16 protein-coding genes are annotated in these 14,274 nt (G+C 69.3%); 9 read left to right on the forward strand and 7 right to left on the reverse strand.

Going from position 1 to position 14,274, the window contains the following annotated elements; genetic code table 11:
• Positions 1–31: 31 nt before the first annotated feature.
• Positions 32–1,102, reverse strand: coding sequence for an ABC transporter substrate-binding protein (locus ABS642_RS09465; RefSeq protein WP_350353118.1), 1,071 nt, complete (start codon positions 1,100–1,102; stop codon positions 32–34).
• Positions 1,103–1,122: 20 nt separating this feature from the next.
• Between ABS642_RS09465 and ABS642_RS09470 the strand changes: the two genes are divergently transcribed.
• The 3 genes from ABS642_RS09470 (at position 1,123) to ABS642_RS09480 (ending at position 3,773) form a co-directional block, all read left to right on the forward strand.
• Complete coding sequence (locus ABS642_RS09470) at positions 1,123–1,890, forward strand: siderophore-interacting protein (protein ID WP_350353119.1); 768 nt, start codon at positions 1,123–1,125, stop codon at positions 1,888–1,890.
• A gap of 33 nt (positions 1,891–1,923) precedes the next feature.
• Positions 1,924–2,328 (forward strand): VOC family protein, encoded by a 405-nt coding sequence (locus ABS642_RS09475; RefSeq protein ID WP_282214407.1) that lies wholly within the window; start codon positions 1,924–1,926, stop codon positions 2,326–2,328.
• 275 nt (positions 2,329–2,603) lie between these two features.
• On the forward strand, positions 2,604–3,773 hold the full coding sequence (locus ABS642_RS09480; protein ID WP_350353120.1) for an RtcB family protein: 1,170 nt from the start codon (positions 2,604–2,606) through the stop codon (positions 3,771–3,773).
• 81 nt (positions 3,774–3,854) lie between these two features.
• Here ABS642_RS09480 and ABS642_RS09485 read toward each other — a convergent pair whose 3' ends face one another.
• The 3 genes from ABS642_RS09485 to sigJ are packed head-to-tail and all read right to left on the reverse strand — an operon-like array spanning position 3,855 to position 7,619.
• Positions 3,855–5,315 (reverse strand): MFS transporter, encoded by a 1,461-nt coding sequence (locus ABS642_RS09485; protein WP_350353121.1) that lies wholly within the window; start codon positions 5,313–5,315, stop codon positions 3,855–3,857.
• Positions 5,312–6,712, reverse strand: coding sequence for a M20/M25/M40 family metallo-hydrolase (locus tag ABS642_RS09490; RefSeq protein ID WP_350353123.1), 1,401 nt, complete (start codon positions 6,710–6,712; stop codon positions 5,312–5,314). Before ABS642_RS09490 ends, ABS642_RS09485 begins: the two co-directional genes overlap by 4 nt.
• A gap of 25 nt (positions 6,713–6,737) precedes the next feature.
• Positions 6,738–7,619: an RNA polymerase sigma factor SigJ gene (gene sigJ / locus ABS642_RS09495; protein WP_350353124.1), complete on the reverse strand. Its 882-nt coding sequence runs from the start codon at positions 7,617–7,619 to the stop codon at positions 6,738–6,740.
• 116 nt (positions 7,620–7,735) lie between these two features.
• Between sigJ and ABS642_RS09500 the strand changes: the two genes are divergently transcribed.
• From ABS642_RS09500 to ABS642_RS09525, 6 genes are all read left to right on the forward strand, one after another.
• Entirely contained in the window at positions 7,736–8,476 is a 741-nt protein-coding gene (locus ABS642_RS09500) for an NAD(P)H-binding protein (RefSeq protein ID WP_350353125.1), read from the forward strand.
• A gap of 30 nt (positions 8,477–8,506) precedes the next feature.
• Positions 8,507–9,517 carry an FUSC family protein gene (locus ABS642_RS09505; protein WP_350353126.1) on the forward strand — a complete coding sequence of 337 codons (1,011 nt, stop codon included), beginning with the start codon at positions 8,507–8,509 and terminating at the stop codon, positions 9,515–9,517.
• 107 nt (positions 9,518–9,624) lie between these two features.
• Positions 9,625–10,005: a hypothetical protein gene (locus tag ABS642_RS09510; RefSeq protein WP_350353127.1), complete on the forward strand. Its 381-nt coding sequence runs from the start codon at positions 9,625–9,627 to the stop codon at positions 10,003–10,005.
• 4 nt (positions 10,006–10,009) lie between these two features.
• Complete coding sequence (locus ABS642_RS09515) at positions 10,010–10,408, forward strand: DUF1801 domain-containing protein (RefSeq protein WP_350353128.1); 399 nt, start codon at positions 10,010–10,012, stop codon at positions 10,406–10,408.
• Between the two features lie 90 nt (positions 10,409–10,498).
• Entirely contained in the window at positions 10,499–10,765 is a 267-nt protein-coding gene (locus ABS642_RS09520; protein WP_282214415.1) for a thioredoxin family protein, read from the forward strand.
• 92 nt (positions 10,766–10,857) lie between these two features.
• Positions 10,858–11,268 carry a VOC family protein gene (locus ABS642_RS09525; RefSeq protein WP_350353129.1) on the forward strand — a complete coding sequence of 137 codons (411 nt, stop codon included), beginning with the start codon at positions 10,858–10,860 and terminating at the stop codon, positions 11,266–11,268.
• Between the two features lie 25 nt (positions 11,269–11,293).
• Here ABS642_RS09525 and thrC read toward each other — a convergent pair whose 3' ends face one another.
• The 3 genes from thrC to ABS642_RS09540 form a co-directional block, all read right to left on the reverse strand.
• A complete protein-coding gene (gene thrC / locus ABS642_RS09530) occupies positions 11,294–12,697 on the reverse strand; it encodes a threonine synthase (protein ID WP_350353130.1) in 1,404 nt (467 codons plus the stop codon).
• Between the two features lie 81 nt (positions 12,698–12,778).
• Positions 12,779–13,273 (reverse strand): methylated-DNA--[protein]-cysteine S-methyltransferase, encoded by a 495-nt coding sequence (locus ABS642_RS09535; RefSeq protein WP_350353131.1) that lies wholly within the window; start codon positions 13,271–13,273, stop codon positions 12,779–12,781.
• A gap of 50 nt (positions 13,274–13,323) precedes the next feature.
• A complete protein-coding gene (locus tag ABS642_RS09540; RefSeq protein ID WP_350353132.1) occupies positions 13,324–14,250 on the reverse strand; it encodes a LysR family transcriptional regulator in 927 nt (308 codons plus the stop codon).
• Positions 14,251–14,274: the final 24 nt, after the last annotated feature.

The following is a 14,274-nucleotide window of genomic DNA, read 5'->3' on the forward strand; positions in this document are numbered from 1 at the left end:
CTCGCTTCGCCCGCCCGACGACCGGTATGCGTTACTTCGCGTCCTCGAGGGCGTCGGCGAGGTCGTTGAAGAACGTCGTGTACGTCTGGATGCCCTCGTTCAGGTACGTGTCCGTGGGCATGTAGACGATCTGCTTGTCCTTCACCGCGGTGACGCCGGCGAGCGCCTCGGAGTTCTCGAGGATCTCGGCTGCCTGCACGTAATCGGGCGTCTCGGCCGCGAACACGGCGTCGCGGTCGAGGACCAGGATCCAATCGGGGTTCGACGCGGCGATCGCCTCGACGGAGATCTCATCGCCCTGGTGGTCGTCCGTCGCGTCGTCGACCTCGAGCGCCGGGGTGAGGCCGAGGATGTCGTAGACCGGGCCGAGCGAGCGGCCGACGGTCGGCGCGAGATAGCCGATCTCACCGCCGGAGGTGTTCACGGCCATGACGGTGTCGGCGTCGTCGTACGCGGCCTTCGCGCGCTCCACGGCAGCGTCGAACTCGTCGACCAGCTTCTTCGCCTCGTCCTGCTTTCCGAAGATCTCGCCGAGGACGGTGATCTGCCGCTTGAGCTCCTCGTCGAAGGGCTCACCCTCGCGCGGCTCGAGGTCGATGATGGTGGCATCCGGCACGAGTTCGGCGATGGCCGTGTTGTGCTGGGTGAAGCGCTGGCCGCTGATGATCAGATCCGGCTCGACCGCCACGACGGCCTCGAGGTTCGGCTCGCTGTGCAGGCCCACGTCGACGATGGCGTCGTCCTTCACATAGGAGACCGTCTCCGGCATCAGGGCCACGGCGCCGGCGGAGAGCTCCACTCCCCAATCGGACAGCGTCTGGAAGGTGCGGTTGTCGAGGGCCACGACGGATGCCGGAGGCGTCGCGATCTCGTGTTCGCCCGTGTTGTCCTCGATCGTGACGGATGCCGGTGCAGCTTCCGTCTTCTCGGGTTCGGCAGCCGCGCCGCGGCGCAGCCGGCGAGGGCGAGAAGGCCGACGAGGCCGAGACTCGTGGCGGTGAGGGTTCTGGGCACGGACATGGAGAGGCTCCTGTTCTGCGGGATCTGCGCGCACGCGACGGGGCGCCGGACGGACGAAGTTAGGGTGACCTTGCTTCGTCATGATTAGGTTAGCCTTACTTTATGAGCGATACGAAATCCGACTTCTCGATCGAGCGTCGCGGCCTCGATCTGCGCTTCCGCAACGTCACCCTGAGCGCCCGCGAGTGGCTGGCTCCGGACTATGTGCGGGTGCGATTGACGGGCTCCGATCTCGCGGGCTTCGACTCCCCCGGCTCCGACGACCACATGCGCCTGTTCTTCCCCGCCGGCCCCACGGATTCGGTCGAGGAACTGCGCGCCGCTCCCAGCCGCGAGTACACGCCGCTGGCCTGGGGCGAGGACTGGCTCGACGTCGAGTTCGCGGTCCATGGCGATGCCGGCGTCGCGGCGCCCTGGGCGGCGAAGGCACCGCTCGGCTCGTCGATCGGCGTCGGCGGCCCGCGCGGATCCGCGGTCCTGGTCGGCACGCCCGGCTCCTGGCTGCTCGCCGGCGACGAGACGGCCATCCCCGCGATCCGCCGATTCGCGACGCTCATCCCCACTGGCGCCCCCGCGCGCATCGTGATCGAGACAGTCTCCGCCGGTCGCGAGATCGAGCTCGACGCTCCGGTGGACGTGGAATGGCTGCACCGCGGCGACGCTCCTTCCGGCTCGGCGCTCATCGCGTTCCTCGAGGCGCTGACCGCTGACGACGCCGTCGGCGAGGATCCGTTCGTCTTCCTCGCCGCCGAGCAGTCGATCGTCAAGCCGGGTCGGGCGCTCCTCGACCGGTGGGGCGTCGATACGTCGAACGCCGTCGTGAAGGGCTACTGGAAGCGCGGCCAAGCCGAGTACCACGCCCCGCACTAGTGCGACGTCCGCGGCCCCTGGAAGACTGGCGGCATGGCACTTCTCGATCACCTGGGCATCACCGTCGACGACCTCGAGCGCGGCCGGGCGCAGTTCCACCCTGTTCTCACGGCGCTGGGCTACCGCAGCGGCGGCGAGGACGACCACTCGATCTCGTGGAACAACGGCGACGAGACCGAGATCATCCTCTACACGTGGGACGAGGACTCCGGTCCGCATCGGCACGGACGCGTCGGATGGCAGCATCTCGCGTGGGCGATGGACACCCGCGAAGAGGTCGACCGGCTGCACGCGGTGGCCCTCGACGCCGGGTGGACCGCCGTGCGCGAACCCAAGGAGTATCCCCGCTACAGCGACCGGTACTACGCCTCGTTCGTCGAAGACGCCGACGGCATCCGCATCGAATTCATGTACAACCCTCCGCGCGAGCAGGCTTGACGCCCGGGCGTGTCGCACCCTAGTCTCGGAAAGCTGTGCCGACCGGCGCAGCATGCCAGCCGAGGACACGACAGGATGACCGCTCTGCGGAAACTCCCCTTCGCCACGGTCGAGGCGCTTCAGCCGAAGCGCAACGACCGTCACGAGTCGTACCCTCCGGCGCGCGCCGTGTGACAGCATCCGCTCTCGCAACGCCCCGCACCGTCAGGTCCGGGGCGTTTTTCCGTTGGAGAGACCCCTGACCTGTGGCTGGACATCACCACAAGGAAGGAATCATGGAGAGGCTCTCCGCACGGCTGCTGTCGTGGGCGTCGCTGATCGACGAGAAGACACTCGCGCAGGCGCACACCACGGCACGCATGCCGTTCATCCACCCGCACCTGGCGCTGATGCCGGATGCGCACCTCGGCAAGGGGGCGACGGTCGGCTCGGTCATCCCGACGCTCGGCGCGATCATCCCTGCTGCCGTCGGTGTCGACATCGGCTGCGGCATGATCGCGGTCCGCACCCAGTTCACGAGAAGCGACCTCGAAGGTCGTGAGCTCGCGGAGCTGCGGGAGCAGATCGAACGCGCCATCCCGCTCTCGGCCGGTCGGTACAACAACAAGGTCGTCGCGACCGCTGAGCCGCGCATCGCAGAACTCGAGGCGCTGGCCGAGAAGAACGGCTTCGACCCCGCGCAGTACGCCGGGAACTGGCGCCTCCAGCTCGGCACACTCGGATCGGGCAACCACTTCATCGAGGTGTCCGTCGACGAGCTGGACCGGGTCTGGCTGTTCCTGCACTCGGGGTCCCGGGGCGTCGGCAACAAGATCGCCATGAAGCACATCTCGGTCGCGCAGCGGCTCGCCACGCAGTGGTGGATCGACCTGCCCGACCCCGACCTGGCCTACCTCGTCGAGGGAACACCCGAGTTCACCCGGTACATCCGAGAGCTGCGGTGGGCCCAGCACTTCGCCCTGCTGAACCGGGAGGAGATGATGGACCGCGTCGTACGGCAGGTGTCCGAGTTCCTCGGGGCAGCTGTCGACGAGCAGCAGAGGATCAACTGCCACCACAACTTCACCGAGTCGGAGAAGCACTTCGGCAAGCAGGTGTGGGTGTCGCGGAAGGGTGCGATCCAGGCGGATGCCGGTCGGCCCGGGCTCATTCCCGGCTCGATGGGCACGGCCTCGTACGTGGTCGAGGGGCTCGGCGACCCGCAGTCGCTGAACTCGTCTCCGCACGGCGCCGGCCGGAACTTCTCCCGGTCGACGGCGCGGAAGACGTTCACGCACGAGCAGCTGCGGGAGGCGATGGTCGGGATCGAATTCCGTGACACGGACGCCTTCATCGACGAGATCCCGCAGGCGTACAAGCCGATCGACCAGGTGATGGCGGATGCCGCCGGCCTCGTGTCGATCCGGCACACGCTGCGGCAGCTCGTCAACGTGAAGGGCGACTGACCGGAGGGGGCGGGCGGAGCGTTCTCCGCCCGCCCCCTTTCCGAGTTCCGTCAGGGAGCTTCGCCTCCGGCGCGGCTGACCTCAGACGGCCGGTGCCGCCTCGGTCTCGACGGAACGGTCCGTGAAGGCCGCCTTGGGAACGAAGACGAGCAGCACGGCTGCGGCGAGCGCGGTCACGCCGCACACGACCCAGACCGTGAAGTAGCCGGCGAGCGACCCCGCCGTGCCCTCTGTCGCACCGGCCGTGGTCGCGACGCCGTTCAGCAGGGCGATGCCGAAGACGCACGACGCGATCGCGCCTCCGACCGTCTTCACCGAGTTGGTCAGCCCTGTGGCGACACCGGTCTGCGAGGCGGGGGCAGCGGATGCCGCGGCGGCCGGAAGCGCGGCGACCAGCGCACCGGAGCCGAGTCCCACGATCACCATGTTCGTGATGACCTGGGCGTACTCGTGATGGAACGGCAGGAACAGCAGGAAGCCGATGCCCACGAGCACGGACGCTCCCATCAGTGTGATCCGCGGCGACAGCCGTCGGGCGATCGTCGGGAAGAGCAGTGCACCGGTGATCATGGCGACGAGATAGACGCCGATGATGAGCGACGTGGCGAATCCGGTCGTCCCGAGTCCGTAGCCGTACACGGTCGGGTCGGTGCGCGCGAAGGTCGACAGCGGCGCCTGCGCGCCGAGAACGCTCACCCCGAAGAGCCCGGCGGTCAGGAAGACCGGGCCGAGCGCCGGGGACCGGAACATGCGCACGTCGATCAACGGGTCGTCGCAGCGCAGCTCCCAGAGCACGAAGGGGATGACCAGCAGGAGGCCGAGGAGCACGACGGCCCAGGACCAGGGGTTCACCAGTCCGCCCTCGAGTCGGAGCAGGCTGAGCCCGCCGGTGAAGCACACGAGGGCCAGCGAGATGAGCACGAGACCGACGGTGTCGAAGATGCCTCCGGTCGGATCCGGCGACTCCTTCACTCCGAAGAGGATCACGAAGAAGCAGATGACGATGAGCACCGCCGGAACCAGCAGCACGACGGTGAGCGGGAGCACGTCGATGAGTGCTCCGCCCACGAGCGCGCCGATGATCGCGCCGCCTTCCAGCGCGGCCACGAGGAGCCCGGCAGCCTTGGCCGTGATCGACGAGCGTCCCTCCATCCGACGCGACCGCGACCAGATGAGGGCGATCTCCAGCGGGAGCCACACGACGTAGAACCCCATGAGAGCCCAGGCCGCGAGGAACACGCCGAACGAGTCGGTGAACGGGAGCACGAGGGCAGCCGCGGCGGTGAGGGCCGTCGAGATCAACAGCATCCGCTTGTGGCCGACCATGTCGCCGAGCTTCGCGAACGCGGGGACGACGAGGGCGGACAGCATGAGCTGAGCTCCCTCGAGCCAGTTCACGTCGGCGTCGTGGATGCCCAGGTGACGGGCGATGTCGCTGAGCATCGGCGTGTAATAGCCCTGCAGCACCCCACTGGTGAACTCGACGAAGGCGAGGAAGCCGACGACGACGGCGAGGGTTCCCAGCGTGCGGGTGCGCGTCATCCGAGATCCTCTCCTTGCTCGGTTACTGAGCGAGGAGCGCAGCGACGAGTCGAAGCACACTGTAGCCGTTCGAGAAGAGCGCGATGGAATCGCTCCCCGCGCTCCAGCGCGGCGATCTCGACGCTCTCGTCGACCCCGTGGATCGACGCGCGCTGCGCGTTCGACATGTCCAGCGGTGCGAAGCGGTAGACCGCCGGCGAGAACCGGTGCAGGTGCCGCGAATCCGTGGCGGCCATCATCACGTAGGGCACCGCGGGGACCCCGGGATGGGAGACCTCGAGGGCCTCCGCGAGGAGTGCGAACTGGGCGTTGTCGGTCGGGGACTCAGGCGACGGCTCGCTCGCCTCCACCACCTCGACGGCGACGAGCGGATCGCGGATGCGACGACGCACGCGGAACACCGTCTGCCGCGTGGTCTCCCCCAGGCCGATCCGGAGGTTCACCGTGGCGGATGCCTGGGATGGAAGCACGTTCGCCGCCGTGCCGCCGGACTGCATGGTCGGCGCGACGGTGGTGCGCACGAGAGCCGCGGGCTCGCCACCGAGCGCGGCGAACAGCCGGGCGGTCAGCAGCGGCGCCGAGCCGAGCAGGCGCAGCAGGTGGCGGGCGGGGCCCGGCGTCTGGGCGGCCAGCTGCGTCAGCATCCGTCGGATCGCCGTCGAGGCGTGCGGGCGGAACGTGGCGGGTCCGAGCCGGTCGACCGCGCGGGCGATGCGCCGCACGGCCGTCATCGAGGGCGGCGCCGAGGCGTGGCCGCCCTCGCCGCGGGCCGACAGCCGCAGGGTCATCACGCCCTTCTCTCCGACTCCGATCATCGCCGCGCGTCCGGGGACGAAGGGCAGCGGCGCGTCGACCACCGCGCCGCCCTCGTCGACGACGAGCCAGGGAACGATCCCGCGCTCGCGGAGGACGCGTGCGATCTCCTCTGCCGCACGCCCGTACGTCTCCTCGTTGCCACCGAAGGAGAGATACACGTCACGCGCCGGGACGAACCCGTCGGCGAGCAGATTCTCGACGGCCTCCAGCACCACGATCAGCGGACCCTTGTCGTCCAGCGTTCCGCGGCCGTGGACGGAGCCGTCGGCGATCACGCCGTCGAAGGGCGGATGGGTCCAGGCGTCGCTCTCGTCGACCGGGACGACGTCGTAGTGCGCCATCAGCACGAGCGGGCCGTCGGATGCCCCGCCGCGCCCCGCCCAGCGGAACAGGAGTCCGAAATCCGTATGCCGCTCCAGCCGCAGCTTCTCGTGCGTGAGCGGGTACAGCTCGGCGATGAGGGCGACGAAGTCCTCGAACGGTCCGGACCCGCGTTCCTCGAGCTCGGCCGACACCGTGGGCAGCCGGATCATCTGGGAGAGCCGGTCGGCGATGCCGGGGCGCACGGTCGCTGTGGTCACAGTGGCCATCGTATCGAGCACCCTCTCACTGCCACTGGGTGAGCTTGTCGGGGTTTCGCACGAGGAAGATCTCGGTGATGCGATCATCGGCGACGACGAAGGACACGACCGAATCGGTGCGGCCGTTCAGCGTGGCCAGCAGCGCGACCCCGTCGACCATCTCGGTGGGATGGAGCTCGATGCCGGGGTTGAGATGCGGGATGCCGAGCAGGAACCGGGCCACGCGGTCGGCGCCGACCACGGGACGGCGCGCTGCGGACATCTTGCCGCCGCCGTCGGACCGCAGGACGACGTCGGGATCGAGCAGGGGGATGAGCCGCTCGAGCTCTCCGGTCGCGGACGCCTCGAGGAAGGCGCGCGCCACCGCGTCGTGCTGCTCCCGCGTGGCTCTCCCCGCTCGACGATCCCGCACACGTCGTCGCCCCTGCGAGGCGAGCTGGCGGACCGCGTCCTGACTCCGGCCGACGGTCTCGGCGATCTCCGCGAACGGCACGCCGAACACGTCGTGCAGCACGAACGAGACGCGCTCCGCCGGCGTGAGCGACTCCAGCACCACCAGCAGCGCCATGCTCACGGATTCATCGAGTGTGACCCGATCGAGCGGATCGAGCGGTGCGGAGGACATGAGCGGAGAACTGCGCGGAAGCGGCTCGGGCAGCCACGGACCGACGTAGCTCTCGCGCCGCACCCGCGCCGATCCGAGGACGTCGAGGCAGACGCGCCCCGCGACGCGCGTGAGCCAGGCGGCCGGATTGATGATCTCGGCGCGCTCCTCCTCCGACATGCGGTACCAGCGCACATACGTCTCCTGCACGGCGTCCTCGGCGTCGGCCACGGTGCCGAGCATGCGGTACGCGAGGGCGAGAAGGTTGCGGCGTTCGGCTTCGAGAGCGTCGATATCGTCCATCGCCTCTATCCTGTCCCCGATCGGATCGTGCGTCGACACGATTCCGCCGGAGCACCTCACGTTTCCGATTCCCGCGTCGTCGGAAGAGTATGAGCCCGAACCGAAGAGAGCCCGTCATGAAGATCGCCGTCGCAGGAGGAACCGGAGTGGTCGGTCGACACACCGTCGAGGCGGTGCGAGCGGCCGGGCACGACGCCGTCGTGCTGAGCCGCTCGCACGGCGTCGATCTCGTGACCGGCGCTGGACTGGACGCTGCCCTCACCGACGTCGACGCGGTCATCGACGTCGCGAGCATCGAGACGCTCAAAGCCGCGGAGGCGATCGAGTTCTTCACCGCGGCGACGGGAAATCTCGTCTCGGCCGCCGCGGACGCCGGCGTCGCGCACATCGTGCTGCTCTCCATCGTCGGCATCGATCGCATCCCCTACGACTACTACGCGGGCAAGGTCGCACAGGAGAAGGTGATCGAGGCTTCGCGAGTGCCGTGGACGATCCAGCGCGCGACGCAGTTCCACGAGTTCGCGGCGCAGATGTTCGCGAGGGCCAAGGTCGGTCCCCTGCACGTCGCCCCGAACGCGCGCACCCAGCCCATCGCCGCTCGCGAGGTCGGCGAGCGTCTCGCCGACCTCGCCGTCGGAGCGCCGCAGGGACGGGTTCCGGACCTCGCCGGCCCGCGTGAGGAGCGACTTGCCGACATGATCCGCGCCTATGCGCGCGGACAGGGCTACCGCGGATGGATTCCCGCCCTGAACGTGCCCGGCCCGCAGATGGCCGGCATGCGTGCCGGAGACGCTCTCCCCGGACCGGATGCCGTTCTCGGGCGACAGACCTTCGACGAATGGCTCGCCACGCGCTGACGGATGCCGCGCGGAGACGACAATGGAGGGGTGAGCCTCTTCGCCTTCGCCCCGTCACGAGGCCCGCGCTGGCCGCTCGCGCTGCAGGCCGCGCTGGGCATCGGGGTCCCGGTCGCCGTGATGACCCTCCTCGGTCAGCCGGCCCTCGGATACATCGCGGCGAGCGGTGCGTTCACCGTGCTGTACGTCGGCTCAGCGCCCACCGTCGATCGGGCGCGGGTGCTCCCGCTGATCGCGGCCGGCCTCGTCCTCAGCGCAGCGTCCGGCGTGCTCCTCGCGGGGAGCCCGTGGCTGGTGAGCATCGGTGTGATTGTCGTGGCGGTCGTCTCGGCCGCACTCGCCTTCGGCTTCCGCCTCGGCCCGCCGGGCCCGCTGTTCTTCGTGCTGGTCTTCGGTCTCTCGGCGCACGTGGTGGCGGTCTCGGACGTCTCGCCCCTCGTGTACCTCGGCGCCCTCGCCGCCGGATGCGTCTTCTCGTACGCCGTCGCCATGGCGCCGCTGCTCGCTCCCCGGACACGGATGAAGAGCGCGCGTCGACTGAGCACGCTGCTCCCCGGGCCCACCCTCGACACCGGCGCGCGAGTGCTCCTCCTGCGCGTCGCCATCGTCGCGGTCGTCGGCGTGCTCCTCGGCCTCGTCATCGATCCCGCGCGCACGTACTGGATCGTCGGATCGGCGGTCGCCGTCATCGGCGTCGCGGCGGCGCGGAGAGAGGCGTTCCAGCGCGGGCTGCATCGCATGCTCGGCACCGTCGCCGGCACCGGCGTCTACGCGGTTCTCGCGCTGCTGCATCCGTCCGGACTCTGGCTCGCTCTTCTCCTCGCCGCGCTGCAGTTCACGATCGAGCTCGTCGTGGTGCGTCACTACGCCCTGGCTCTGGTGTTCATCACGCCGCTCGTCCTGCTGCTCACGGGAGCCGCGACCGGGGAGATCGGCGCGATGGACGTCGCCGGCGAGCGCATCGTCGACACTCTCGTCGGGGCCGCGCTCGGCGCGGCATCCGGCCTGCTGCATCCGCGGGCGGTGCCCGAGGGCCGCTGAGGACATCAGCTCTCCTCCCCAGCACCTGCAGGATTCGACTTGTCCCCAACGGCTGCCGCAGCACGCGCCCCCTTGGCAGGATGGCAGTGTCCGAACAGAATGGGAGCGTGCCCGCCTTGACCGAACCTCAGACCTGGACCATGATCGGTGCGGTCATCGCCCTGATGTTCGGCATGCTCACGATCGTGTCGACGCTCTTCATCCGCATTCTCCGGGCGGAGATCAGCGGGCTGCGCGGAGAGGTGATCGGCCGGTTCGACGCCGTCGACTGGAAGTTCGAGTCCGTCAACTCCCGATTCGACTCCGTCAACTCCCAGTTCGACTCCGTGAACTCCCGATTCGACTCCGTCAACTCCCGATTCGACTCCGTCAACTCCCGATTCGACTCCGTCAACTCCCGATTCGATGCCATCGACTCCCGCATCGACGGGCTCGACCGAGACGTCCGCGCACTCGTGAAGCACACCTTCGGGCTGGACCGAGGCTGACGACATGCCCCTCCCCGACGACGTCCGCGACTACCACCGAAAGCTCGCGCCCGAGGATCGGGAGATCTGCGACCTGCTGGCGGCGGAGATCGACCGAGGACTCCCCGAAGCGACCGCGAAGGTCTGGCATGCGCATCCCGTCTGGTTCCTCGACGGCAACCCGATCGTCGGATACGACCGCCTGAAGGATGCCGTGCGGCTGATGTTCTGGAGCGGGCAGTCCTTCGATGCCGCGGGACTCGCGCCGTCGGGTTCGTTCAAGGCCGCAGAGGTGCGTTACCGGAGCGCCGACGAGATCGACGTCGATGCGCTGGGCGCCTGGCTGTCGGCGGCTCGCGAGATCCAGTGGGACTACGAGCACATCCGCACCAACCGCGGCCTCGTCAAGCGCACGGAGTTCTGAAGCGGTCGAAGCGCGCTGGCCCATCAGGGAACACGCGACGATCGCCGGAGGTTGCATCGAAGGGACGGACACGACCCCGAGGAGGTGCGGATGGAGCTGACCCTGGTGTCCTCGTCGTTCTGCGGCGCGTGCTCCCGCACCCGTTCGGTGCTCGCGGATGCCGTGCGCTTCCTTCCGGACGCCACGATCACGGAGATCGACGTCGCCCGCGAGCCGGATGCCGCGGAGGCGCTCGAGATCCGCTTCACACCGACCGTCATCATCCGGGACGACGCCGGCGCCGAGGTCTTCCGCGCCGAGGGCGTGCCCACTGTTCCGCAGGTGCTGACCGCAGCGGTGAAAGCACTGCCGAGCTGACGCACGACCCCTTGCGGACGAGCGCGGCCCGGCGCAGACTGACCTGCATCGGGGCCGCCCCGGGTCTCGTCCGCACAACCTCGGAGTCGTCCATGCCCGATCTCAACCCGTATCTCTCCTTCCGCACCGACGCGCGGGAAGCGCTCGAGTTCTATCAGAGCGTCCTCGGCGGTGAGCTCGACATCAGCGTCTTCGGGGACTTCCCCGACATGGTGCAGGATCCGAGCCAGAACGACCTGGTGATGCACGGACAGCTGACGACGCCCGAGGGCTTGGTCCTGATGGCCTCGGACACCCCCACCGGCATGACCTACGAGAAGCCGCAGGGCATCTCGGTGTCGCTCAGCGGCAACACCCAGCAGGTCACGCAACAGGTGTGGGAGGGGCTGTCCGACGGCGCGACGATCACCATGCCGCTGGACGTCCCGCCGTGGGGCGGGACCTTCGGCATGCTCGTCGACCGGTTCGGCATCGCCTGGATGCTGCACGGCAACCCGGAGTGACCGGAGGCTCCCCGGGCTCTGCGACTCAGTGCAGCGCGTTCTCCGCGATGAAGGCCCGGAGCGCATGCTCGTCGTCGGCCATCTCGGTCACGTGCTGCGGAGCATCGAGCATCTCGCGCAGTTCGGGCGCATAGGCGAGCTCGATGCCGATCGCCTCATGGATCGTCTCGGCGAACTTCTCGGGCTTCGCGGTCTCGAGCACGAGCATCGGCACGCCGGGCTCGAGGTACTCCCGCGCGATGCGGACGCCGTCCGCGGTGTGCGGGTCGATGATCTCGCCCGTGGTCTCGTAGACGGACCGGATCGTCGCGAGCCGGTCGTCGTGGGTCGAGGTCCCGCTCACGATGCCGAACTCCGAGACGAAGCGCGACAGGTCGGCCGAGAAGTCGAAGAAGCCCTGCTCCTCGAGGTCGCGCCAGGCGCCCACGACACGGGACGCGTCCCGGCCGACGAGCTCGAAGATGAACCGCTCGAGGTTCGACGCCTTCGAGATGTCCATCGACGGGCTGGAGGTGGCCAGGGTCTGCGCCGCGCTGCGCGGCCGATAGATCCCGGCGCGGAAGAACTCGTCGAGCACGTTGTTCTCGTTCGCGGCGAGGACGAGCCGGCGGATCGGGAGGCCCATCTGCTTGGCGTAGAAGCCCGACAGGATGTTGCCGAAGTTGCCGGAGGGCACCGTGAACGAGAGCTCGGTCCAGCCCCCGGCATCCGTCGCCCGCAGCCAGGCCCAGAAGTAGTACACGACCTGCGCCGTGATCCGCGCGAGGTTGATCGAGTTCACCGCGCCGAGGTGCTGGGCGCGCTTGAACACCAGGTCGCCCGCGAGGTGCTTGACGAGATTCTGGCAGTCGTCGAACACGCCCTCGACGGCGATGTTGTGCACGTTCGCGTCGTCGAGGGAGAACATCTGCGCGCGCTGGAAGGCGCTCATGCGCCCCTGCGGCGAGAGCATGAACACCGCGACGCGCTCCTTGCCGCGCAGAGCGTGTTCGGCGGCCGAGCCGGTGTCACCGGAGGTGGCGCCGAGGATGTTGAGCACCGAATCCTGCCGCTCCAGGGTGTACTCGAGCGCCTGGCCGAGGAACTGCATCGCCATGTCCTTGAACGCGAGGGTCGGCCCCTCGGAGAGTCCGACCAGCGTGATGTCGTCGTCGATCGCGCGGAGCGGCACGACGCCGTCCGGGAAGTCCGCGTAGGCGTCGGCCGTCATCCGCGCGAGGTCCTCGCGAGGGATGTCGGTCGCGAACAGTCCGAGCACCTCGGTCGCGAGCTGCGGGTACGTCAAGGCGCGCCAGCGCTCGAGCGTCTCACCGTCCACCGTCGGCATGACCTCGGGGACCGCGAGTCCTCCGTCTGGCGCAAGGCCCTCCAACAGCGTCTCGCTGAACGACTGCGGCTGCATGCCGCCGCGGGTGGAGATGAACGGCACGTTGGCTCCTCGGATCGGGACTCGGCGCCTCCATTCTCTCAGGCTGCGACGGCCGCGGATGACGGGATGACGACGGCCGGTTCAGAACAGCGAGGTCGGCAGCGCACCCTCGAGTTCGAGCAGCCAGCGCTTCGTCGCGAGGCCCTCACCCGGGTTTCCGCCCGAGTATCCGCCGAGACCGTCGCCGGCGACGACGCGGTGGCACGGCACGATGATCGGGATCGGGTTCGCGCCCATGATCGAGCCGATCCCGCGTGCGGGCACCGCCGTCCCGCTGCGCTCCGCGAGCTCGCCGTAGGTGACGGGCTTGCCGTAGCCCACGGTCTCATGGAGCGCGCTGAGCACGGCCCTCGTCGCATCGGTCTGCACGCCGAGGTCGATCGGCAGATCGAACACCGTCAGCGCTCCCGCGAAGTAGGCGGTCAGCTGGGCGAGTGCTTCCGCGAGCAGCGGATCGGGCGAGGGATCGGCATCGGCGGGCGCCGGCGCTCGCCATCCGACACGGACGATGGCCGTGCGGTCGCTGACCACGCCGATCACCCCGACCGGAGTCGAGAGCGTTCCGAACGTGGGCATGTGCCGAGGCTACTCCCGGCCACGGACACCGTGCGTCCGGGCGGAGCACCTCAGCGGCCGGATCGGCTCTCGGGCGACGGGAGCCAGGCACCGTCCGGGACCTCGAGCCATCCGTTCGCGGCGGAGAGCGAGGCCGCGGCGGCCCGCAGCTCCGCGAGCGCCGGGTGGTCGAGATCGCTGCGCCACGACATCGCCCACGGGAAGAGCGGGACGGGGTCGACCACCGGAAGGAGGACGGCCCCGTCGACCGGCCGCTGCGAGGCGAGGGCGAGAACGGGTGCGCTGCGCAGGCGCAGGTGCTGCGCGAGCTCCTCCCCTCCCGCGACCACGGGGTGGCCGATCGCGGGATCGATGCCGAAGGGCGCGAGCAGCTGCGCGGTGGCGTCGATCCACCCCTCGGTCACGTGACCTCCCGCCCGCGAGCAGACGCGGGTTCCGCGAAGGTCCTCGAAGGGCACGATGTCCCGGCTCGCCAGCGGATGCCCGTCGGGGACGAGCACCGCGAGCGGTTCGAAGCGGACGAGCTGAGTCGACATCTCGGGCGAGGGGCGGCTCACGCGATCGAAGACGACGTCCGCCGATCCGCCTCGGCCGCCGCCGCGCTGACCGAACCGGGCGATGAACTCGCTCCCCGGCGCCTGGCTCCGCACAGCCTCCAGCACGAGAGCCGGGGTCAGCTCCGCGTCCACCACGTCGACGACGAGCGGCTCGTGGTCGCGGAGCTCGCGCAGGGCGAGGTCGTGCAGCGCGAGGAGCTCCTTGGCACGCGGCAGCAGGCGGCGACCGGCATCCGTCAGGTCGACGCTGCGGGTGGAGCGGATGAGCAGCGGGGTGCCGATCCGATCCTCGAGCCGCCGGATGTCGCGGCTCAGGGCCTGCTGCGCGATGAACAGCCGCTCGGCGGCGCGACGGAAGTGCAGCTCCTCCGCCACCGTGACGAAATGCCGCAGCAGACGCAGCTCCAGCTCATCGGCCATGGTCCCGTTATAGCCGATTCACAA

Source organism: Microbacterium sp. A8/3-1, assembly GCF_040267695.1.
GTDB classification, from domain to species: domain Bacteria; phylum Actinomycetota; class Actinomycetes; order Actinomycetales; family Microbacteriaceae; genus Microbacterium; species Microbacterium luteolum.